At 30.0% G+C, this 21,777-nt stretch carries 20 protein-coding genes; all 20 read right to left on the bottom strand.

Annotation, left to right across the window (positions count from 1 at the left end):
- Nucleotides 1-42 precede the first annotated feature (42 nt).
- The 20 genes from ABDW27_RS08985 to ABDW27_RS09080 all read right to left on the bottom strand — a co-directional run bounded on the left by ABDW27_RS08985 (nucleotide 43) and on the right by ABDW27_RS09080 (nucleotide 21,768).
- Nucleotides 43-1,071 (bottom strand): hypothetical protein, encoded by a 1,029-nt coding sequence (locus ABDW27_RS08985; protein WP_343695598.1) that lies wholly within the window; start codon nucleotides 1,069-1,071, stop codon nucleotides 43-45.
- 6 nt (nucleotides 1,072-1,077) lie between these two features.
- Nucleotides 1,078-2,115: a pseudaminic acid synthase gene (gene pseI / locus ABDW27_RS08990; protein ID WP_343695599.1), complete on the bottom strand. Its 1,038-nt coding sequence runs from the start codon at nucleotides 2,113-2,115 to the stop codon at nucleotides 1,078-1,080.
- A 10-nt stretch (nucleotides 2,116-2,125) separates the two neighbouring features.
- Complete coding sequence (locus ABDW27_RS08995; protein WP_343695600.1) at nucleotides 2,126-2,836, bottom strand: PIG-L family deacetylase; 711 nt, start codon at nucleotides 2,834-2,836, stop codon at nucleotides 2,126-2,128.
- Nucleotides 2,814-3,497, bottom strand: coding sequence for a formyltransferase family protein (locus ABDW27_RS09000; protein ID WP_343695601.1), 684 nt, complete (start codon nucleotides 3,495-3,497; stop codon nucleotides 2,814-2,816). Before ABDW27_RS09000 ends, ABDW27_RS08995 begins: the two co-directional genes overlap by 23 nt.
- A 12-nt stretch (nucleotides 3,498-3,509) precedes the next feature.
- Nucleotides 3,510-3,968 (bottom strand): GNAT family N-acetyltransferase, encoded by a 459-nt coding sequence (locus ABDW27_RS09005; protein WP_343695602.1) that lies wholly within the window; start codon nucleotides 3,966-3,968, stop codon nucleotides 3,510-3,512.
- A complete protein-coding gene (locus ABDW27_RS09010; protein WP_343695603.1) occupies nucleotides 3,949-4,530 on the bottom strand; it encodes a GNAT family N-acetyltransferase in 582 nt (193 codons plus the stop codon). The genes ABDW27_RS09005 and ABDW27_RS09010 overlap by 20 nt, the downstream gene beginning before the upstream one ends.
- A 49-nt stretch (nucleotides 4,531-4,579) precedes the next feature.
- Entirely contained in the window at nucleotides 4,580-5,428 is an 849-nt protein-coding gene (locus ABDW27_RS09015) for a hypothetical protein (protein WP_343695604.1), read from the bottom strand.
- On the bottom strand, nucleotides 5,406-6,182 hold the full coding sequence (locus tag ABDW27_RS09020) for an SDR family oxidoreductase (protein WP_343695605.1): 777 nt from the start codon (nucleotides 6,180-6,182) through the stop codon (nucleotides 5,406-5,408). The genes ABDW27_RS09015 and ABDW27_RS09020 overlap by 23 nt, the downstream gene beginning before the upstream one ends.
- A complete protein-coding gene (locus ABDW27_RS09025) occupies nucleotides 6,182-7,018 on the bottom strand; it encodes an aldo/keto reductase (RefSeq protein WP_343695606.1) in 837 nt (278 codons plus the stop codon). Before ABDW27_RS09025 ends, ABDW27_RS09020 begins: the two co-directional genes overlap by 1 nt.
- On the bottom strand, nucleotides 7,002-8,162 hold the full coding sequence (gene pseC / locus ABDW27_RS09030; protein WP_343695607.1) for a UDP-4-amino-4,6-dideoxy-N-acetyl-beta-L-altrosamine transaminase: 1,161 nt from the start codon (nucleotides 8,160-8,162) through the stop codon (nucleotides 7,002-7,004). The genes ABDW27_RS09025 and pseC overlap by 17 nt, the downstream gene beginning before the upstream one ends.
- Nucleotides 8,162-9,172, bottom strand: a complete 1,011-nt coding sequence (gene pseB / locus ABDW27_RS09035; protein ID WP_343695608.1) for a UDP-N-acetylglucosamine 4,6-dehydratase (inverting) — start codon at nucleotides 9,170-9,172, stop codon at nucleotides 8,162-8,164. The genes pseC and pseB overlap by 1 nt, the downstream gene beginning before the upstream one ends.
- A gap of 32 nt (nucleotides 9,173-9,204) precedes the next feature.
- Nucleotides 9,205-10,272: a Wzz/FepE/Etk N-terminal domain-containing protein gene (locus ABDW27_RS09040; RefSeq protein ID WP_073416413.1), complete on the bottom strand. Its 1,068-nt coding sequence runs from the start codon at nucleotides 10,270-10,272 to the stop codon at nucleotides 9,205-9,207.
- A 5-nt stretch (nucleotides 10,273-10,277) separates the two neighbouring features.
- On the bottom strand, nucleotides 10,278-12,677 hold the full coding sequence (locus tag ABDW27_RS09045; RefSeq protein WP_343695609.1) for an SLBB domain-containing protein: 2,400 nt from the start codon (nucleotides 12,675-12,677) through the stop codon (nucleotides 10,278-10,280).
- A 26-nt stretch (nucleotides 12,678-12,703) separates the two neighbouring features.
- Nucleotides 12,704-13,750, bottom strand: coding sequence for a dTDP-glucose 4,6-dehydratase (rfbB, locus tag ABDW27_RS09050; RefSeq protein WP_343695610.1), 1,047 nt, complete (start codon nucleotides 13,748-13,750; stop codon nucleotides 12,704-12,706).
- A 5-nt stretch (nucleotides 13,751-13,755) separates the two neighbouring features.
- A complete protein-coding gene (locus ABDW27_RS09055; RefSeq protein WP_343695611.1) occupies nucleotides 13,756-14,763 on the bottom strand; it encodes a mannose-1-phosphate guanylyltransferase in 1,008 nt (335 codons plus the stop codon).
- 25 nt (nucleotides 14,764-14,788) lie between these two features.
- Complete coding sequence (locus ABDW27_RS09060) at nucleotides 14,789-16,072, bottom strand: nucleotide sugar dehydrogenase (protein ID WP_343695612.1); 1,284 nt, start codon at nucleotides 16,070-16,072, stop codon at nucleotides 14,789-14,791.
- A 284-nt stretch (nucleotides 16,073-16,356) separates the two neighbouring features.
- A complete protein-coding gene (locus ABDW27_RS09065; RefSeq protein WP_343695613.1) occupies nucleotides 16,357-16,821 on the bottom strand; it encodes a UpxY family transcription antiterminator in 465 nt (154 codons plus the stop codon).
- A gap of 85 nt (nucleotides 16,822-16,906) precedes the next feature.
- A complete protein-coding gene (locus ABDW27_RS09070; RefSeq protein ID WP_343695614.1) occupies nucleotides 16,907-18,298 on the bottom strand; it encodes a UDP-glucose 6-dehydrogenase in 1,392 nt (463 codons plus the stop codon).
- Nucleotides 18,299-18,322: 24 nt separating this feature from the next.
- Nucleotides 18,323-19,306 carry an SDR family oxidoreductase gene (locus tag ABDW27_RS09075; protein ID WP_343695615.1) on the bottom strand — a complete coding sequence of 328 codons (984 nt, stop codon included), beginning with the start codon at nucleotides 19,304-19,306 and terminating at the stop codon, nucleotides 18,323-18,325.
- 11 nt (nucleotides 19,307-19,317) lie between these two features.
- Nucleotides 19,318-21,768: a polysaccharide biosynthesis tyrosine autokinase gene (locus ABDW27_RS09080; protein ID WP_343695616.1), complete on the bottom strand. Its 2,451-nt coding sequence runs from the start codon at nucleotides 21,766-21,768 to the stop codon at nucleotides 19,318-19,320.
- Between the last annotated feature and the right edge of the window lie 9 nt (nucleotides 21,769-21,777).

Here is a 21,777-nt window from a genome sequence, read left to right on the forward strand (position 1 = left end):
CATTTTCACTTTTATAGATAGTGAAATAGATTCTAAATAGATTTAAATATCGAGTGTATTCAAATCTATTTGCGAAAGATAAATTGATGTGCCATATTGATTTTCATGTGCCGAATAATAGCTCATCCATAAAATATTATCTTTTAAAATCATCCCTGCATAAGAACAATCTCCACCACTAGGAAGCTCTAAAAGTTTTTTATATTTATTTAATTCTACATCATATACTCCTAAAATCAATCTTTGACCTTCTCTTCCAGAAACTAACATTTTATTCTGATCTAATAATAAAAAATTAGGCCCACCGAAACTAGTAACCGGTATTTCTCCAAACCAATCCCATTCTAATTCTGGTTTTTTTGATTTTCCAATTATTGCACTTCCAGAGCTTCTTCTTGCAAGAATAAAAAATTCTCCGTTTTTACTGATACGAATTGTCGCTTCATTAGGTAAATTTGTAATTTTTTTAAAAACATTAGTTTTTCTAAAAAATTCTCCATCATTACTAACATATAAATCAAAAATACCATTTAAATTATAACCTACAGAGTAAGCTTTATTTTCAAACCAAGTAATTCTCCATGGCCAAGCTTGATTGCCCTGAGTTTTTGATTGAGAATCTTTAACATTGTCAAGAACAACGCTCTTTAATTCTTTCCAGCCGCTAGTCGAAGAATAATATGAAATATAATCTGAAAAACCTGTCAGTTCTTTGTTTGTATAGGTAGATCCGTGAATATAAAGCATTAATTTCCCATTATTCTGAGAAAATTTCGGATCTCTTAAATCAATTCCAGAAACATTAAATTCTTTTATCAGTGTCCATTTTTTTCCATCAGAACTACTTAACATTTTTACAATTCCATCTGTGCCTAACGCATGTGAATCTGATTCTCTGAAAACTAAAAAAAACTGATTATTAAAAAAAACTAAGTCTGTAAAAGCTTGATGCTTGCCTTTATCATTTGTTAATCTTTTGACGATAATAGAACTATTATCATCATTATCTTGTGAAGTACAAGATGTGCAAAATAAAACCCCAAAAAATAAACTTAGTAAAATTCTCTTCATAAAAAATTAGCTTATGTGAATTTGTTTCAATGCATCTCCTTTTTCTAAATCTACCACTACTTTTTTACCAAGAATATCTTTTAAAAATTTTGGATGCATTCCAAATCCTGGCCTAATTGAACGAACATTATTTTCAGTAATAATTTCACCTGATTTAATATTTTCGACAACGTATAATGATCTTGAAAAATCTTTCCCTTTTCTTTGTTTTTCTGTTAGCTTATAATCAACAACTCCAATAGCGCTTTCAGCTTCGCGTACAGCTTTTACCATTTCACTAAACTCTTCTTCATTCATTGAGAAAGAAGCATCAGGCCCTCCAATAGCTCGATCTAAGATAAAGTGCTTCTCTATTATTTTTGCACCAAAACAAGTTGCTACAATAGGTACTGTAGACCCCATTGTATGATCAGACAAGCCACTAATTACATTATATCGTTCTGCTAAATCCTTTACCATAGACATATTGGCTTCATTAATCGGAGCTGGATAGCTAGAAGTGCATTTTAATAGTGCTATATCCTTATTTCCCATTCTCCTGCATGCATCTAATGCCAGTTCAATGTCTGTTTGTTCAGAAATACCTGTAGAAATAATAACTGGTTTTCCTTTTGAAGCAACATATTCAATTAAAGGTATGTCAGTGATTTCAAATGAAGCGATTTTGTAAGCAGGAACATTTAGTTTTTCAAGAAAATCAACTGCTGTCTTATCAAATGGAGAAGAAAAGCAAATTAGTCCTTCTTCTTCTGCAACCTTAAATAATTCTTCATGCCACTCCCATGGTGTATAGGCTTCTTGATATAGTTTATGTAAATTTTGTCCATTCCAAATTGTTCCGTTAATGATAAAATCGTCTTTGTCACAATCTATAGTCATTGTATCAGCAGTGTATGTTTGCAATTTGATACAATCTGCACCAGCTCTTTTAGCTGCTCTTATAGTATCTAAGGCTGTTTTTAAATTACCGTTATGATTTGCTGATAATTCAGCAATTATAAAAACTGGTGATGTACTATTTATTTCTATGTTTCCTAACTTCATAATAATATAACTAATTTATTGATCTTACTAAACAAAAAGCTTCTGCAAAATTATTACCTATAACTATTCCCCATCTTTGAGCTTGAATTCGTAATGCTTCTGGTGAACGAGGATGTGGATATTCTCTACGTTCAAATTCGTAACTTTCCATTCCTTTAATTTTTGCATTAATATCTTCCTCTGATACACTAAAAAATAAATTTGGCAAAAAATGTCTCGGATCTGTAGAAGATCTCCATTCTGTCCCTGAAGGAGTTTCAAAAGTTATTATGACTTTAACTTTTTCATTTTTCATTGGTCTGCAAGAAGTTATAACAGATTCAAAAGTTCTTTGATGATCAATATTTACATCTCCACCATGATGTGTAAAAATTACATCTGGATTAAAAAGACTCTTTTCTTTTTCAATGGTTTTTACTATATCAAGCAAAGCTACTGAATCAAAACGATTATCTGGAAAATCATAAATACTTGTACTGTGATAACCAATAGCTAATTGAGCTTTTTTTATATTTTCTCGATGAATGGATAATTCTTTCTCCCATACATTTACATCTCTTGTATCTGATCTTGATGTTATTCCTTCTCCCAGGATTACAACATGAGTCTGAACATTATATTCCTTTATTAATTTATGAAATGTAGCTCCTAATCCTAGTAATTCATCATCAGGATGTGCAACAACAATCATTATTTTTTTATTTCTTAAAGATTCGAACATTGGCCTTTATTATTTCTTGAGTTTCATCAAAACTGGCGTTATCAAACTCAAATTTTAAATTATTTGTTTCTATATATCCATTTGGATAACCTTCACAATCAAGCATCCTAATATAATCATATACTTCTTGTAGTTCATTTAATAAAATCAAATTACTATCCTCTTTTTTTCTTCTTTTAAATTCAACCACCTCGCCAACTTGTGGTTTTGCAACAATTTTGTTATTTATAATATCAAAAATCATATTTTCGATTATTCCTGACGCACGAAGAAAAATTTCAGATGCTGTACCATACAACTCTAGAGGGGCTTTTAAATAAATATCTCCTGTATCTAGTCCTTCTTCTACTCTCAAAGCAGATATTTTGGTTGATTTATAACCTCTAACAATTAAATTCTGCAAGGGACTACCACCTCTTCCAAATGGAAGATCTGTCATATGAAAAACAATACATTCATATTTATCAAATATTTCCTTTGGTATAATATGTGACCAATGTGGAATAAAAATTTTGGTTGGATTAATTTTTTTTAAATTGTCAAGATTAAAATCTTTTTTTGAATCAATCATAAACCATTTATCATTGCTAAAAAAAACTTCTAGATTACTAAAAAGCTCTTTGTGCCAGCTTTTTTCTGACAGAATTAAATATCTAAACATGATTAATTTAAATTAATATTCAAAAAATGCAAAATCCGGATCATTTATTAGTAATTGTTTAAATCCTAATTTAATAAACACCGAAGAAGATGCTTCATTATATTTTTTTACAGTAGCCTTAAATTTAAATGTTTTAAATTTTTTCAGTAAAAGGTTTACTATTTGTGTTCCAAGACCCTGGCCTCTATAATTGTAATCAATAGAATAATCAATATGCCATACGGAATCAATTTCATCTATTCGTATTTGCCCAAATGAATTATTTCCATCACTTAAAATGAACATTTGCGTTTTGGAACTATTCATTTTTTTCTCAAACCAGATTATATGCTTTTCCCAAGTAATTGTATCCTGATTGATTGCATTTTTTCTAACATGCATATCATTTGCCCAGTTAAATAATAACTTTGTATCATTTTCTTTAACTTCTCTTAAAAAAAGGATATCTTGTTTAATTATAAGATTTTGCATTTATAAATTTTGAATGAATAACTACATCAATGAATTTACCATCAAAAAAACAATGATTTTTTAAAACAGCTTCTTTCTGATATCCTTCAGTTTCGATAACCTCATACAAATGAGGTCTTAGATCAAATGCATAAGTATATATTTTGTAAAGATTTAATTCATTAAAAGCAACAATTTCAATTAATCTTAAATAATTTGACCAATATTTTTTGAAATTATCCTTCTGTAACTTAGTATTCATCACAAAAGATATCTCTGCATTTTTATCAATCCAATTAATATGAACCAAGCCTCCATAACCTATACATATATCATTCTCCAAAAAAGAAAATAAAATCTGTCTCGGCCTTTCCTGATTAAAAAGATTAGCTATAACATCATCAAAATAGTGATCTTGATCTTCAATTGTAAGTGGCTTATCCTGACGTAAATGATAAATTTGTTCGTTCCGCCAATTCATTATTTCAAGTCGATCTTCATAACGAATCGGTATAATTTTAAAATTATCTAAACTGAAAAAAGATTTTTCCAGACAGACATACTTAGCTCCTTTTTTAAACATCACAATAATTTATTTTCAACTTTAATATTTTGTTAAATAGTAATAAATTTTAAGATTCTAAATGTTTTTTTAAAATTTCTGAAGCATTTTTTAATTCAAACTGATCTAATAAGTAATGCGCTTCCTTAATTTCCAGATTAATTGTCGGGAATTGTCTCTTTTGAAAATTAAAAGAATTAGATTCAAATAACCATGGAAATTTTGAATAAGTAACCTTAATTAGTTCAATACCTCTTAAACCAACATTATTATTTATCTGAGAAAAAATAGATGATAGTAGCGTATAATCTGAGGAGTAATCAACCGTAAGTCTAAAATCTTTAAAAATCTCTTCACAACTCACCACATACTCCCCCTTTTTAAATTGAGAGTTATTTTTTATAAATAGAGTAACATGTTCTCTATCTGAATCATTTAAATTACAATTTTCAAGAGAAATCAGAGCATCTGGTGCTATTACTTCAAAATTCATTCCAATTGGCAACCCAACTGTATTTGTATAATCATTATTATTAAAAAAATGATATTTTATAGTATCATCTAATATTTTAATATCAATTACTGGATTATCTGCAGTTAGCCTTACAACACAATTATAATTATCTCTTTTGGCGATAGAAATAAACCTGCTTAAGACATCCTCTTCATTACCTCTAAAAATTTCTACTTTGTTTTTTTTACAAAATGCTTCCAATATATCATTTTCAGTATTTGTAGAACTAGCAACTATGATTTTATTATCGAATTCTGAAAAATTTAATTCATCTAGTATCCATGACAATAACGTCTTATCACCACCTAAAGGAATCGGTAATAAAATTTTACCAGGCAATCTTGTAGATTTCATTCTTGCCTGTATAATAAAGGCAATTTTTTTATTTGATTGTCCACCCTCCATCTATAATGATATTTTGTCCTGTTATAAAATCTGACATTTCAGAAGATAGAAAAACAAAAGCCCCTGCAAGATCTTCTGGTTTTCCTATTCGCTTTAAAGAAGTTTTATTTTCAAGTTTTTTTATAAACATTTCTGATTTTTGAACTTCTAAAGAAGGGAATGGTCCTGGAGTAACTGAATTAACATTTATTCCTAAATTACCTAAAAAACTAGCATAATATTTAGTCAATTGTATAATTCCAGCTTTTGCTGCCCCATAATGTGGTGGGTTTAAAAATTGCTCAAAATCATCATATACATCAAATTGCGGAGCAACTAAACCATACATTGAAGATACATTAATAATTTTCCCTCCTTTAGTTTTAAAATAAGGTATAATCTCCCTTATACATCTAAAAACACTACTCAAAGTTCCATCTATACCAGTACTCCATTCATCATCTGTCATATCTTCTGGAGATTTTCCTTTACTATAAAACGCATTATTTATAAGTACGTCTATTTTATTGTTTTTTTCAAAAATATTTTTAAAAGTAATTTTTATATCTTCTGTACTAGAGATATCACAATACTCAAAAAAAAGACTATCCTTATGACTATCTCCAAAACAATTCAAAAATTTATTCTTATCACGACCTAACACATATACTTTAGCGCCATGATACAATAAACTTTCTGTAATAGCTTTTCCTAAATACCCATAACCTCCAGTTATCAGTATAACTTTTTTATCTAAATTAAATGTTTTAATCATTATGACATTTTAGGCCAATTCGATGGCATTAAAATTTGATCAGTAAAATCGAAATCCTGATCTGGAAGATTTCTACTAAGATCGATATTTTTTAAGTTATCCTTAAGCTGTTTTTCATCATTAACTCCCATAATTACAGTATCAATAAAGTCCAAAGACAAAACATATTTTAATAGTGATTTGGACAAATCTTGTCCTAAATCTAACTGAAGACTTTTTATTATTTCTTTTGTGTCATCAAAAAAAGACGGAAGTTTTTGAACATCAGTAAAAAAAAGACCTTGTAAAAATACAGAACGAGTATGTATTTCACACCCCATATTTTTTAATGCAATCAAACTATCCTTAAACCTATTATCAAAATAATTATACGGAACTTGTACTAAATCTGGGGTATAGCCTTTTTCTAATAGCTTATCTATTTCCTGAGGGCTATTCAATGAAAAACCTATTTTCTCAACTTTTTTATTACTTTTTAAAAACTGTAACTCCTCCCATAATGTTGGATTATTGAGTAATGATAATGGTCGATGTGATAAATATCCATAAATTGAATTTAGTTTCAAATTTGCTAAACTTTTATCAAATTCATTTTGGATATTTTTTTCAGAAATAAATTTTGATACAATCTTAAACTTAGTGAGATCATTATCCCCCAATACTTTTTCCGCATTTCCATATGCTGATGCAGTATCAATTATAGATATATCATATTTTTTTGCCGTTCGCAAAACATTTAAAACCTCATTTTGAGAAGTTTGACCTGTTAAATTTGATACTCCATATTGCATACCAAATTGAACTGATCCTAATCCTATTTTATTTAACGGAATCATAAAATGCAATTACTTTATCTATAACAAAATTTTGCTCTTCAATTGTTAAGGTAGGATACATCGGTAAACTTATGCATTTTGAATAATAGTTTTCAGAGATACTCAAATCAGTATCATTATTATATCCTATTTTTTTATAATAAGGTAATTGGTGAACTGGAATATAATGGATTTGGGCATAAATTTTATTTTGATGCAAATAATCATAAAGCCCTTTTCGATCTTCAACTTCTATTACAAAAAGATGATGCGCATTTAAAAAATTATCTGGTAAACTTTGAAATTTAATCTTTCCTTCAAAAGCTTTTTTATATCTTTTTGAAATCTCATTTCTCACTTCGACACCTTTCTCATTTCTTGATAATTGTGAGATTCCTAGTGCCGCCTGAAAATCAGTTATTCTATAATTATAACCTAATGTCTGCATTTCGTAAAACCATCCACCTTGATTTTCTGACATATTTTCTTTTGTTATTCCATGAGAACGTAAAAGGAATAATTTTTTATAAACTTCTTCAGAATTCGTAGTGACCATTCCGCCTTCTCCACAAGCGATATGCTTAACTGGATGAAATGAAAAAACAGCTGCATCAGCATATACTCCATTACCACAAAATTGTTTTTGATTTTTAGAATCAATAAAATATCCACCTGGAGCATGACAAGCATCTTCCAAGATCCAAAGTCCATGATCATCTGCTAATTTTCTAAACGCTTCTAAGTTTACTGGTAATCCCGCAAAATCTACAGGAATTATTCCTTTAAAGAAACCTTTAGGTTTACTTTCTATTAGTTCTCGTGTTTTATCAAGTGATAAAAGATAAGTATCTTGATCTATATCAGCAAACCAAACTTCAGCTCCTACAAAACGCGCGCAATTAGCTGAAGCTGCAAAAGTAATTGGAGTTGTGATTACTCTATCTCCTTCTACCAACCCTAATGCCATAACACCAATATGTAACCCAGCTGTTGCATTATTAACCGCTACAGCATATTTTGCACCAACAGATTTTGCAAACTTCTCTTCAAATTCTTTTATTTTCGGGCCTTGCGTTAAAAAATCAGATTTTAAAGTTTCAATTACAACTTTAATATCTTCATCTGTTATATCTTGTCTTCCGTAGGGAATAATTTTATTTTCCATTATACTTCAAAATTAGCATCAACATGTTCTTTTATTAAAGTTCTTAGCGTATCAACGGTTTCCCAATCCTCATTTGAACCAGAATTGTAATTAAACCCTTCCTCAACTTTCTTTGCATTAAAATGATTTAAATATTGCTCTAATTTAAAATTAGGAATTGAAGGTAATATTGTATAATATTTACCTAAGTCATAAGTGTAAAAAGAATCAGACGCAGTAATCATTTCTTCATGAATTTTTTCGCCCGGTCGAATTCCTATTACTTCAATTGGACAAAGCGGAGCAATTGCTTCAGCAACATCAGTAATTTTATAAGATGGTATTTTAGGAATAAAAATTTCTCCACCCCATGCATGTTCCATTGCATGCATAACCATATCTACTCCTCCCTGAAGAGAGATATTAAAACGAGTCATTGCAATATCAGTTATTGGTAATTTACCTTCTTTCTTTTTATTAATAAAAAACGGAATTACAGATCCATTAGATCCCATTACGTTTCCATATCTAACTACTGAAAATTTTATAGGATTAAATCCCTTTATATTGTTTGCTGCAACAAATAACTTATCAGAGGTCAATTTTGTAGCTCCATAAAGATTAATTGGCGCACAAGCTTTATCAGTTGATAAAGCGACAACATTTTTCACATTGGTTTGCATTGCTGCATGAATAACATTCTGAGCACCTCCTATATTTGTTTTTATGCATTCATCAGGATTATATTCAGCCAGATGCACATGTTTCATAGCTGCTGCATGGATCACATAATCTACTCCTTGAAAAGCTCTTACTAATCTTTGTTCATCTCTAACGTCACCCAAAAAAAATCGAATCTGAGGATAGCTGCTTAATGGATATTCCTGAGCCATTTGAAATTGTTTTTGCTCATCTCTAGAGAATATAATTACTTTTTTAACTAATGGGTAAGTACTAAAAATATGTTTTGTTAGTGCTTTACCAAGAGATCCTGTTCCTCCTGTTATTAAAATTGTTTTATTGTTCAACATATAATAGTTGTTATAAATATTAAAAAAAAGATTTAAATTAATCGTTTAACTATACGTTTAATAATTAAATAAATCAACATTAAAAAACCTCCTAAAAAACCTCCAAAGATTATACCTTTTGCTTTACCAAAGCGTTCTTTAAACAATGGCAATATAGGCTTATCTATTACTTGAATAAGGGGAGTTTCTCTACGCAAAGTAACTTTTGCTAATTCTGTTTGTTTTACCAGTTCTGTAAGGATAGCTGTATTAGCCTGAACATCTACCTGTCTTCGAACTGATGGCGCTTTCCGAACATTAAGAGCAGGATTTAAGTTAAAAGTATTATCATTAGCTACAGCAACACCCGTAATTGCCCCATTAAGCTCACTTCGAATAGAATCAGTTTGTCTTTGAAGTATATTCATGTTTAATCTGGCTTTTTTGCTTTTGGTATCTATGTAAAAATTTCCAACTTGTTGAACCAACCCTTCACAAAAATATTTTGAAAAAAGCTCATCGCTTGAAGAAACTTCAACAGTGATGATTGATATTTTTTTATCTTTTTGATCAACACTTAATCCCCCTTTTGATAATCTGTCAAAAATAATCCCTAAAATACTATCTTGAACACGATTAAAATTTTGACGCTGTGAATTAGGTAAAAACTGAATCTTTTTTAATTTCAAATCTTTATCCCATTTTTCTCTCCAGTCATTATTTTTAATATACATCTCAGCCAAAGAAATAGTCTTACCATCTACAGTAACAGGTGATAAAAGTGTTTTTTCAACCATATATCTTGATTTAAACAGCTCAGTTAAATTACTCCCAGAAAACATTCCCCCACCACTTCCGCCTAAATCTAATCCAAGTGTACTAGCCAAGCCTAATGCTCCACCAAATCCTCCTCCAGCTTTTTCATCTTCTAGAGCAAAGGATAATTTGGCCGTATAAATTGGCTTTTTTATTAGTGAGTAACCAATTCCTAAAAATGCTCCTAATATTCCTGCCAGCATTATAATTTTCCATTTAGAAAATAGATAGGCTGTCCATTCTTTTAATTTTATAATTAATTCTTTCAATGAAATTTCATCATTTTCAAAAGCAATATTATCCATTTAATTTATTTAAAAGCTGTTACTATTAATAATGCCAGACTAGTTAATACACTTCCAATACTAACCCATTCTCCTGTACTCATTTTTTTAGTTTCAGGTTTTTCAGGAACAACAATTTGTGAATCAGGTTCGACTGAAGGATATGCTCTGAAAAATAAAAATGATTTTGTTACATCTGCCTTACCATTTGGATATATAATATATGCCTTTCTCTTCCATCCTTTATTATTAACTCCCCCTACAGCATTAATGTAATATTTAAATCCTTTTCCGCTTCTATATGGAATTTCAGATGTTAATAATACATTTCCTGTCACTTTAACACCTTCATTATATACAGCTACTTCAATCTCATCGCCTGGAAATAATGTAACATTAGAATAATGATCTTTATCTTTCTCTATTTTTTCCCAGTTAATAGGAATTGTAGAAAATTTTATATCCGCTAATTTTTCTTTTAAAGAATCATTTTTAGATAAATTTAAATCTACACTTTCTAATTTTTCAATTTCTTCTTTCTTTATAGGTCTTTTAATTTTCATTCCTTCTATATTAGAAATTGAAGTTAAACCACCAGCCCTCAAAACTATGTCATAGACTTTTTCTTTTTTATTTGCTAAAACATATTTTCCTGGATAAACAACGGCTCCTGAAATAGTAACCATTTCTGGCTTTTCATAAACCGCTATTCTTCTAATATTTATAACATCAAAAGGTTTTAAAATAAAATTTTTAATCTGTTCATTGTTATCTGTAGTAATTTCAAGTTGAACTAATTCTACACGTTTTGGATCTGAATCATTTATTTTATCAGATTTAACCATTCTTGCAATTTCAACTCTTTTTGATGCAGAGCCAGTTAATCCTCCAACTTGTACTATTAGATCATTCAAGGTTAAATTTTCGTAATAATCGTAAACTCCAGGTTTTTTCACTTCTCCATCTATAGTAACTTTATATTCTTCTCTAAAATCCAAAATAGAGTAAACAGTTACTATATCTTCTCTCCTTAATTCAATATCTGCATTTATGTCTCCAGATAATGCTGCACTTAAATCTACATTTACTATTTCAGTTGTTAAGTCTGACTTTAAACGAATAATTCTAGCTCTTTTACTATATGCATCTTCTTTAAGTCCTTCTGCTCTTGTAACAATATCCGATACCCTCATTCCTTCTGTAAAAGAATAATAATCCGGTCTAAAAACAGCTCCTTCGATTTTAATTCTATTTTCAAATCTGTTTAGAATCTTTGTTACTCTAAAAACATCTCCAGATTGTGGTTTATAGATTGAAAAATCACTTTCATTTATATCATGAACTTTGAATTCTTTTCCTGTTTTTTGAGTTACATTTACAGAAGCTGTATAAGCAAACTCGTTAAACCCTGAAGCAAAGTTTAATAAATCTGAAAAAGTTTCGCCCTTTTTCATCTCAAAAATACCTGGACGTTTTACTTCTCCTTGTAATGTTACTCTTTGGCTGTAAGCCGGAATTCTTATAACATCATTATCCTTTAAGCTAACATTATCAGACTGATCTCCTTTAACTAAAAATCTATATATATCTATATTTTTAAAAACTTTATTATTGCGAATCAATTCAATATTTCTATAACTCCCATTCTTCCCTGGTCCTCCAGCTAGATGTAATGCATTATAAACTGTTGCTAGAGATGAAATTGAATAATTCCCTGGCTGCTTTCCTCCAACTACGGTTATTTTTATGGTACGTATTTGAGTTAGACTAACACTAACTTGTGACTGACCGGAGCGAACTGTACTATAAACTTTTGCAATTGCCGATTTTATCTTTTGTGTAGCAGCTTCAACTGACATTCCTGATACTGGTATTTGCCCTACATATTGAATTGTGATTTTACCTTCAACACTTACTGGAATACTTGCGTTATATTCTTGAATTCCATAAACACTAACTTGTAATTCATCTCCAGGACCTAATACATAATTCACTGGTGTAGCTAATTTTAAATCCGGTTCAAAATTAAGAGTTGGGTTATCAAAAAGTTCCGATCCAAAAATTAATGCATTTGCTGAATCTTTTACTTTTTCATTTATAATTTTTTCTTGTTTTCTCCCTGTATCTTTGGTAATATCTTGATTTTTTGGTTTATCAGCCAATTTAGCGGAATACATATTTAGCTTCGTCTTTAGCTTATCAAATTCTGCCTGGCTCATTCCTCTCGAAAGCGCCATAGGTTCAACTTGTTCAATTGTTGTATTATTACTTTTTAATTGTGCATTAATTTTAGCTAAATCATCATCCGTTAAATAATCTACATTTATGGTGCTTAGATCTTTAGATCTTAGTATATCTTGAGCGTTTACATGTAAGGAAGTAAGTAAAATCGTAAAGAGAATAAAAACGTATGTTATTTTTTTCATATTAAATTGTTTGATAAAAATAAATCTTATGAATATTGTTTTTTATAGTAATCTTTATAAGAACCTAAAGTCACATTTCGTAACCATTCTTCATTTTCAAGATACCAGTTTATTGTTTTTTCTAATCCTTCTTCAAAGGTTACAGATGGCTTCCATCCTAATTCTTTATTTATTTTTGAGGCATCAATTGCATAACGTAAATCATGACCTGGTCTATCTTTAACATATGTAATTAATTCATGAGAAGTGCCTTCTGTTCTACCTAATTTTTTATCCATTAAATTACACAAAAGCTTAACTAACTCAATATTTTTCCATTCATTAAACCCACCGATATTATAAGTTTCATGATTTTTACCTTCATGAAAAACTAGATCTATTGCAATTGCATGGTCTTCAACAAATAACCAATCACGAGTATAGTTTCCATCTCCATATACTGGCAATGGCTTATTGTTTATAATATTATTTATAAAAAGAGGAATTAATTTTTCAGGAAAATGATAAGATCCATAATTATTTGAACAATTAGTTAAAACATATGGCAAGCCATAAGTTTCACCATAAGCTCTGACAAAATGATCCGAACTAGCTTTTGATGCAGAATAAGGAGAATTAGGATCATAAGGTGTATTCTCTGTAAAAAGCCCTTCCCTACCAAGAGAACCATATACTTCATCTGTACTAATATGGTAAAATCTTTTTCCTTCAAAATTCCCTTTCCATTGATTTTTTGCAGCATTCAATAAATTCATTGTCCCAATAACATTTGTTTTTACAAAAGCTAACGGATCTTCAATAGAACGATCAACATGTGATTCAGCTGCTAAATGCAAAATCCCATCAAAATTATGTTTTAAAAAAAGATTATTAATAAATCTTTCATCAACTATATCACCTTTTACAAAAGTATAATTTGGTTTATCCTGTATATCTTTTATATTTTCCAGATTTCCCGCATAAGTTAATGCATCCAAATTAAAAATTTGATAATCTGGATATTTATTCACGAAACGTCTTACTACATGAGAACCGATAAAACCAGCTCCACCAGTTATAAGAATTTTTTTCATTTTGATTAATTTAATAAATCTGAATTTTGTTTTTCTAATTCACTATAGATATCTTTTACATCTTGTGAATTTTCTTTTTGTAAAATCAGATTTGCAGTATTAGTATGCACAAATATAGCATTTTGTAATCCTAAAAAAGTTGTATGAGTATCACAACCAATAACCATATTGCCATTTTTATCTACTGGATGTCCCTTTGCAACTAAATATTCATAAACAGACTCAAATGATCCTAAATCTGACCATGAAAATGAAGCTGGTACAACTTTAATTTTTTTACTACGTTCCATTACAGCATAATCAATACTTATTGATGGAATTTGTAAAGATAAATCTAAATCAAGAAAACCTTCTTTATGAGCTTCCCACACAGCTTTTGAACTTTCATATACATCTGGCTGAAACTGTTTCAATTCGTCTAAGAGTACACCTGCTTTGAAACAAAACATACCGCTGTTCCATAAAAAATTACCTCTTGCAATAAACTCTTTTGCTGTAGTTTCATTTGGCTTTTCCCTAAATGATATTACTTTATCTCCTTTTGATTCAATGTACCCATAACCTGTTTCTGGCTTAGTTGGAATAATCCCAAATGTAACAATAAACCCTTCTTGAGCTTTATTAATAGCATCCTGAATTGCATTATTATAATCATCCATTTTATCAATAATATGATCAGATGGGGTGATTATTAATATATCTTCAGGATTTGATGCAAATGCTGCAAAAGCAATAGCTGCTGCAGTATTTCTTGGTGTCGCTTCAACAATATTCACATAGTCTGTCTTTGTTTTATTCATCACTTTTCCACTTAAATGGTGATTATCAACATTTCCAACTACCATAACTTTATCTGCTAAATGGCTATTACGCTCAACAGTCATTTCAAACAAAGATTTATTTTCAAATATTTCTAAATATTGCTTTGGCTGGCTTTTACGAGAAAGAGGCCATAATCTGCTTCCTACTCCGCCAGTTAAAATTACATGTATTATTGATTTTTTATTTTCCATTTATTTAAATTTAAAAAGCAGAAAATCACAGTCTATTATCTGCGATTTCTCCTAAGACGCCTTTAACGTCATATAATAAACTATCATTTTTTTGCAACGCTGAAAAATTCAACCCTAAAAACTCGCTATGAGCTACTCCTAAAACTATAGCATCGAATTTTTCTGTTGGTAAAGAATTTTTAGTGTCTAATTTATATTCATTTTTCACCTCTTCCGGACTGGCTAGAGGATCAAATATTGTAACTACTATCCCGTATTCTTTTAATGCTTTTATTACATCTACTATTTTAGTATTTCTAACATCCGGGCAATTTTCTTTAAATGTGATTCCTAACATTAAAAGTTCTGCTCCATTAACTGAAATACCTTTTTTAATCATCAGTTTTACAATTTGTGAAGCAACATACTCACCCATGCTGTCATTTAAACGTCTGCCTGCTAAAATTATTTCAGGGTGATAGCCAAATTCTTGTGCTCTTTGGGCTAAATAATAAGGATCTACCCCTATGCAATGACCTCCAACAAGACCCGGTTTAAATGGTAAAAAGTTCCATTTTGTTCCTGCGGCTTTTAATACTTCCTGAGTATCAATATTCATTAAATTGAATATTTTAGCCAATTCATTAACAAAAGCAATATTAATGTCTCTTTGAGAATTTTCTATAACTTTTGCAGCTTCAGCTACTTTTATTGATGGTGCTAAATGCGTTCCGGCAGTTATTACGGACTTGTATAATGAGTCTACTTTTATTCCTACTTCTAGAGTTGAACCAGATGTTACTTTTAAAATTTTTTCTACCGTATGCTCCTTATCCCCCGGATTAATTCTTTCAGGCGAATACCCAACAAAAAAATCTTCATTGAATTTAAAGCCGGATATTTTTTCAAGAACAGGCACACATTGTTCCTCAGTAACTCCCGGATAAACTGTTGATTCGTAAATTACAATATCTCCTTTTTTTAAGACTTTAGCAACTGATTCACTTGATTTATATAAGGGAGTAAGATCTGGACGATTATTTCGATCTACTGGGGTAGGAACTGTTACAATGAAATAATTGCATTTTGAAATATCTTCAAGAGAATCTGTGCAATAGAGTCCAATTTTATTATCATGATCTGTAGTCAATACTTTTTGAAGTGTTTCTTTATCTACTTCTAATGTTGTATCAATACCTGCATTTAAACTTTCAACTCTTGCTTTGTTTATATCAAAACCAACAACTGAATATTTTGTAGCAAATAATCTAGCCAAAGGCAGGCCTACATAACCCAAACCTACAACCGCTATTTTTATGTTTTCTTCCAATTTTATTTTCAATTTATTAGTTTCAGTCAATAAAACTCACGGCTTCGCCTCTCTGAGTCCCCAAAAAGAGGTCAGATTTTCAAAATTTAATTTCGGCAAATATAAGATATTAACTCAATTTATTTATTAAAGTTTTCGCTAATACTTAGTAAACTATGGATTTCTAACAATTTTAACTTGTAAAGTTCTTATAATCAATATGTAGTAAAATGTTTACAAATAAAAACAGGAAACTTTAACTTAATTTTAATTATAATTATCCATGATACTGACATCAAAAAGTCTTATTTATATTTTATTTTCAACACACATCCTAAAGATTCTAATATCAAAATATAATGTGTATTTGAAACTTCCTGAACTATTGCATTTTGATTATTAAATGCACCCGATTCTAACTTTATTTTATCTCCTACTTGAAGAGATGTCACAGAAATATCGGCAATATTTGAAGATTTAAGACTCTTTTTAATAATATTTATTTCTTCATCACGAACTATAGCGGGTTTTCCTAACCAAAATAAGTATCTTACAACTCCTGGAATTTGAAAAACAGAGTTTCGATCTGCATCAGATACCTGCACAAAAACATATGAATTAAAAAGTGGAATTTCAACTTTCTTTTTTCTATCAGACCATTGCTGCACTTTAATTATTAAAGGACAGTAACATTCTATCCCAACCTGCTGAAGTCTTTCTGCAACTTTTTTTTCCCATTTCGGCTTTGTATAAATAACATACCAGTTCATATTTTTTCTATTGAAATAAATCTTTTAACCAACCTTTTTTCTTCATCCATATATCAAAGCCTATCTCAATACAAGCAATCTATACTTACGAACCTATTCCGTTATATACAAAACCAATAGATTTTAATTTATTTGCATCTAATATATTTCTTCCATCAAAAATAAATGCTGGTTTGTGCATTGATTCATAAATTTTCTGCCAATCGTATGTAGTAAATTCATCCCATTCAGTTAACACAGCAACTGCGTGAGCATCTTTACATGCCTCATATGCATTTTCAAATATTTTTAAGGCATCAAGATTTTCTTCTTTGGTTCTAGTTTCTAAATAATCCAAATCACTTAACATTTTACTTTTTGAAACTTTTGGATCATAAACAGAAATTTTAGCCTGTTCATTTATCAAATCATCTGCAACATATATCGCAGCCGATTCTCTTGTATCATTTGTATCTTTTTTGAAAGCCCAGCCTAAAAAAGCAATTTTTTTATCAGCAACTGTATTGTATAATGTTTGAACAATCTTATTTGAGAATCTTCTCTTTTGGTGATCATTCATAATTATAACCTGCTCCCAGTAATCTGCAACCTCATTTAAGCCGTATGTTTTAGCAATATAAACCAAGTTTAAAATATCTTTTTGAAAACAAGACCCTCCAAAACCTACTGATGCTTTTAAAAACTTAGGACCAATTCTACTATCCATTCCGATAGCTTTAGCAACTTCATTTACATCTGCTCCTGTTTTTTCACACAACTCAGACATTGCATTGATTGACGAAATTCGCTGTGCTAAAAATGCGTTAGCAGTTAACTTTGATAATTCAGAAGACCAAACATTTGTTGTTAAAATTTTATCTTTACTTACCCAATTTGCATACACATTTACTAAAGCATTAATTGCTTCTTCACCTTCAGGTGTTGTATCGCCACCGATTAAAATTCTGTCAGGAGCTAATAAATCTGTAACAGCAGTTCCTTCAGCTAAAAATTCAGGGTTCGATAAAATTTGAAACTGAACTCCATTTCCGGTATTATCTAAAATACTTTTTATGGCTTCTGCCGTTCTAACTGGCAAAGTCGATTTTTCGACTACAATTTTATTTTGTTTGGCAACTTTTGCAATTTGTCTGGCACATAATTCAATATATTTTAGGTCTGCAGCCATACCTTTACCTTTACCATAAGTTTTAGTTGGGGTATTTACTGAGATAAAAATTATTTGTGCTTCATCAATTGCTTTTTCAACGTCTGTTGAAAAAAACAGGTTTCTTCCTCTGGCTTCTGCCACAATTTCAGAAAGACCTGGCTCATAAATAGGAATATTATCAGTATTTGGATCATTCCAATCTTTAATTCTTTGTTCGTTCAAATCTACGACTGTAACCTGAATATGCGGGCATTTTTGCGCTATAACTGCCATTGTAGGACCTCCAACATAACCAGCACCAATGCAGCAAATTTTTGTAATTTCCATTTACTATAATTATTATCTTTTATTTTACTTCAAATTATTCCAATACCAGCTAACGGCTTCTTTTAATCCTTCTTGCAAAGAATATTTAGGATTATATCCTAAAAGTGCTTTTGCTTTTTCAATACTTGCAAGTGAATGCGGGATATCTCCTGCTCTATTTGCTCCATATATAATTTCTACATCTGCAATTTTGGAATCAAACTCTGATAAGTATTTTTTTAAATATTTCACCAGATCATTTAATGTATTCCTGTCTCCAAAAGCTGTATTATAAACGGTATTAAAAGCTGAAGAATTTTGAGTTTTTATTGCCAACTCATTCATTTGAATCACATTCTCTATATATGTAAAATCACGTGAATAATTTCCATCTCCATTAATAACCGGGCTTTCATATTTCATTAATTGCTTAACAAATTTTGGAATTACTGCCGCATACGCTCCATCTGGATCTTGTTTTCTGCCAAAAACATTAAAATAACGCAACCCTATTGTTTCTAAGCCGTATGTTTTACTGAAAATTTCAGCATATAATTCATTGACGTATTTTGTAATTGCATAAGGAGATAATGGTTTCCCGATTACTTCCTCTACTTTTGGCAATCCCTCAGAATCTCCATAGGTTGATGAACTAGCCGCATATACAAATCTTTTTACTTTTGCATCTCTTGAAGCTACCAGCATATTTAAAAACCCCGAAACATTAACTTCATTTGTAGTAATTGGATCGTTTATAGATCTGGGAACAGAACCCAAAGCTGCCTGATGCAAAACATAATCTACACCTTTAACAGCTAGAATACAATCTTCAATATTTCGAATATCTCCTTCAATTAATTTGTAATTGGGATTGTTTATGAAATCGTTTAAATTATGATGATGTCCTGTAGAAAAATTATCCAAACACACTACTTTGTATCCTAATCCTAAAAAATACTCAGATAAATTAGACCCTATAAAGCCTGCTCCTCCAGTAATTAATATTGTATTTTGATTTGAAATTTCCATTTATATCAAAATTATTTTTTTCTAAATTTATTAGAAATCAATTTCCATAATCCAGTTGGTTTTTCTTCTTCATGATATCCATTTGAATAAGCTCCGTATCCATATCCGTATCCATAAGTAGATCCATATTTTGCTTTGTTTTCAAAACCGTTAAAAACAATACTTGCATTGCTTAGTTCTCCTCTCTTAACCTTATTATTAAGCAACGTGATCATATCTTTTTTAGTATAATTCTGTCTTACGATATACAAAGTCACATCTGCATATTGAACTAGCTCAGAAGCATCTGACACTAAACCAACCGGTGGTGTATCCAAAATTATATAATCATATTTTTGTTTTAATTCATCTATTAATTCATGCATTGCATCGCTCAAAATTAATTCTGATGGATTAGGAGGTATTGGTCCTGAAAGGATAACATCCAGATTTGCAATTTGAGTAGAATTAGTAATTTCATCGAGACTATTCTGTCTAATTAAATAATTTACTACCCCTAATTGTTTGTTTGTTAAACAAAATTCATCAGCCAATCTTGGTTTTCTCAAATCCAAACCAACAACAACTGTTTTCTTTTCGCTTAAAGCAAAAACTGTAGCAATATTAACCGAACAAAATGTTTTTCCTTCACCACTTATTGACGATGTAATCATCAGGGTTTTTGAACCGTTGAGCTGTTGTTTTTTATATAAAAATTGTAAAGAAGAACGAATTCCTCTGAAAGCTTCTGAAAGTGCTGATTTTGGCTTATCAAATACAGCCAGACTTCCTGTATCTTTATTTAAGCCTACTACCCCAATTATTGGAATATCGGTTAATTTATTAATATCATCTGTGTTTTGAATTGTGTTATTAATAAAGAAAATTATAAAGACAAATATTAATGGAATTAATATCCCCAGAAATAATGCTAAAATATAGTTTGCAGAAGTTTTTGGACCAATCAACCCTTCTCCAATATCTTTTGCCGGATCAATAAAATGAATATCTGATAGATTTGAAGCTTTTACAATTTCTGCTTCATTTCTTTTTTGAAGAAATTCTGTATATATGTTATCATTAAGGTCGTATTTCCTTTTAATCTTTAAGAGTTCTTGCTGTTCTTGAGGAAGTCTCTTAACAGTACTTTCTGCTTGTCCGATTTTTGCATTTACCAATGATAAATCATACAATAAAGAAGCTTTAGCTGAAACTATATTTTCTAATAAAACACTTTTAACAGCTTGCATTTGGTTATCAAAGTCTTTAAAAATCTTATCGCTTTTTACTGCATATGCCATTTCTGATCTTTGAGTAGAAAGAGCGATAAGTTTTGACACATTTGTAACAATATTAGGATCTTCAATTCCCGCAACAGATGGCGCTGGTAATCTCGAATAATCAACACTATTATTTAAGTATGACTTTAAAGAATTATAATACGCTATTTTTCTGGTAACCTGATCTTTTTCAACATCAAAATCCATTATTTTGTCAGAAACCTTCGCACCACCCCCTTCAATTTCAAATACGTTTCTATCTTTTGTGAAAGTTTTTAATTCGTTACCCGTTTGCTTCAACTGAGCTTCCATAGCGACAAGTGTGCTGTCTATAAACCTAATAGTATTAGTTGCAAACTGATTTTTACCATCGAGTTGAATCTTAATCAACATTCTAACTGTTGCATTAAGATATTCCACTAACCGGGCCTTGTTTGTACCTTGCATTGCTAAGGTTAATATTGATCCACCGTTTTTATCACTATCTACACTTATTCCTTTATAGCGGGAAACTGTACCATCAAAATCATTGAATTTTACAAAATATTCTTTCCCTTTATAGAAACCCGGATTATCATTAATTTGTAATTTCCAATTTAAAAAAGGTAAAGAAACCTGCTCACCAACTTTATATTTTTTAGCAAATACTTCAGGCTGTACTGATGTATTTCCATAAGTATTCGTGGAATAAGTAATCAGCGAAACTGAGTTGCTTTCAAATGGTATCTGAATTTGATATTCATTTTCATTTAAAAACTTAATACCAATCAAAGTATTAGCAAGCTGTCCTTTAGTTTTATCAATATCAACATAGAAAGGAACAGATCCATAAGAATCAACTAGATTATATTCTCCTTGTTCCAGATAATCGATATAATATTGTAATTTATCAACTACCAATTCATTATGAGATCTTGACTGCAGTATAGTAGAAATTCCATTTACCTGATCTGAAATTCCTCCCCAATTAAAAACCAAACTTGTATTAGATGTAAAAAACGGATTGCTTTCTTCTTTAATAGAAATCATTGTCTGCATTCCGTAAATTTTTTCTTTTCGAATATTTACCTGATATGCAATTGTAAAAGCAATAATTAAACTTAACAGAAACCATTTCCAATAGCTTAGAATTTGCAATAAAAACCCTTTAAAATCAAAATTTGAATGATTCTCAAAAATGGAAAAATCTTTTATATCTAACATCTTAAAATA

The sequence above is a fragment of the Flavobacterium sp. genome (genome assembly GCF_039595935.1).
Classification (GTDB): Bacteria; Bacteroidota; Bacteroidia; order Flavobacteriales; family Flavobacteriaceae; genus Flavobacterium.

What these genes read in the sequence shown, in the direction of transcription:
- ABDW27_RS08985 (WP_343695598.1), bottom strand. Translation starts at nt 1,071, where the DNA reads ATGAAGAGAATTTTACTAAGTTTATTTTTTGGGGTTTTATTTTGCACA.
- pseI (WP_343695599.1), bottom strand. Translation starts at nt 2,115, where the DNA reads ATGAAGTTAGGAAACATAGAAATAAATAGTACATCACCAGTTTTTATA.
- ABDW27_RS08995 (WP_343695600.1), bottom strand. Translation starts at nt 2,836, where the DNA reads ATGTTCGAATCTTTAAGAAATAAAAAAATAATGATTGTTGTTGCACAT.
- ABDW27_RS09000 (WP_343695601.1), bottom strand. Translation starts at nt 3,497, where the DNA reads ATGTTTAGATATTTAATTCTGTCAGAAAAAAGCTGGCACAAAGAGCTT.
- ABDW27_RS09005 (WP_343695602.1), bottom strand. Translation starts at nt 3,968, where the DNA reads ATGCAAAATCTTATAATTAAACAAGATATCCTTTTTTTAAGAGAAGTT.
- ABDW27_RS09010 (WP_343695603.1), bottom strand. Translation starts at nt 4,530, where the DNA reads ATGTTTAAAAAAGGAGCTAAGTATGTCTGTCTGGAAAAATCTTTTTTC.
- ABDW27_RS09015 (WP_343695604.1), bottom strand. Translation starts at nt 5,428, where the DNA reads ATGGAGGGTGGACAATCAAATAAAAAAATTGCCTTTATTATACAGGCA.
- ABDW27_RS09020 (WP_343695605.1), bottom strand. Translation starts at nt 6,182, where the DNA reads ATGATTAAAACATTTAATTTAGATAAAAAAGTTATACTGATAACTGGA.
- ABDW27_RS09025 (WP_343695606.1), bottom strand. Translation starts at nt 7,018, where the DNA reads ATGATTCCGTTAAATAAAATAGGATTAGGATCAGTTCAATTTGGTATG.
- pseC (WP_343695607.1), bottom strand. Translation starts at nt 8,162, where the DNA reads ATGGAAAATAAAATTATTCCCTACGGAAGACAAGATATAACAGATGAA.
- pseB (WP_343695608.1), bottom strand. Translation starts at nt 9,172, where the DNA reads ATGTTGAACAATAAAACAATTTTAATAACAGGAGGAACAGGATCTCTT.
- ABDW27_RS09040 (WP_073416413.1), bottom strand. Translation starts at nt 10,272, where the DNA reads ATGGATAATATTGCTTTTGAAAATGATGAAATTTCATTGAAAGAATTA.
- ABDW27_RS09045 (WP_343695609.1), bottom strand. Translation starts at nt 12,677, where the DNA reads ATGAAAAAAATAACATACGTTTTTATTCTCTTTACGATTTTACTTACT.
- rfbB (WP_343695610.1), bottom strand. Translation starts at nt 13,750, where the DNA reads ATGAAAAAAATTCTTATAACTGGTGGAGCTGGTTTTATCGGTTCTCAT.
- ABDW27_RS09055 (WP_343695611.1), bottom strand. Translation starts at nt 14,763, where the DNA reads ATGGAAAATAAAAAATCAATAATACATGTAATTTTAACTGGCGGAGTA.
- ABDW27_RS09065 (WP_343695613.1), bottom strand. Translation starts at nt 16,821, where the DNA reads ATGAACTGGTATGTTATTTATACAAAGCCGAAATGGGAAAAAAAAGTT.
- ABDW27_RS09070 (WP_343695614.1), bottom strand. Translation starts at nt 18,298, where the DNA reads ATGGAAATTACAAAAATTTGCTGCATTGGTGCTGGTTATGTTGGAGGT.
- ABDW27_RS09075 (WP_343695615.1), bottom strand. Translation starts at nt 19,306, where the DNA reads ATGGAAATTTCAAATCAAAATACAATATTAATTACTGGAGGAGCAGGC.
- ABDW27_RS09080 (WP_343695616.1), bottom strand. Translation starts at nt 21,768, where the DNA reads ATGTTAGATATAAAAGATTTTTCCATTTTTGAGAATCATTCAAATTTT.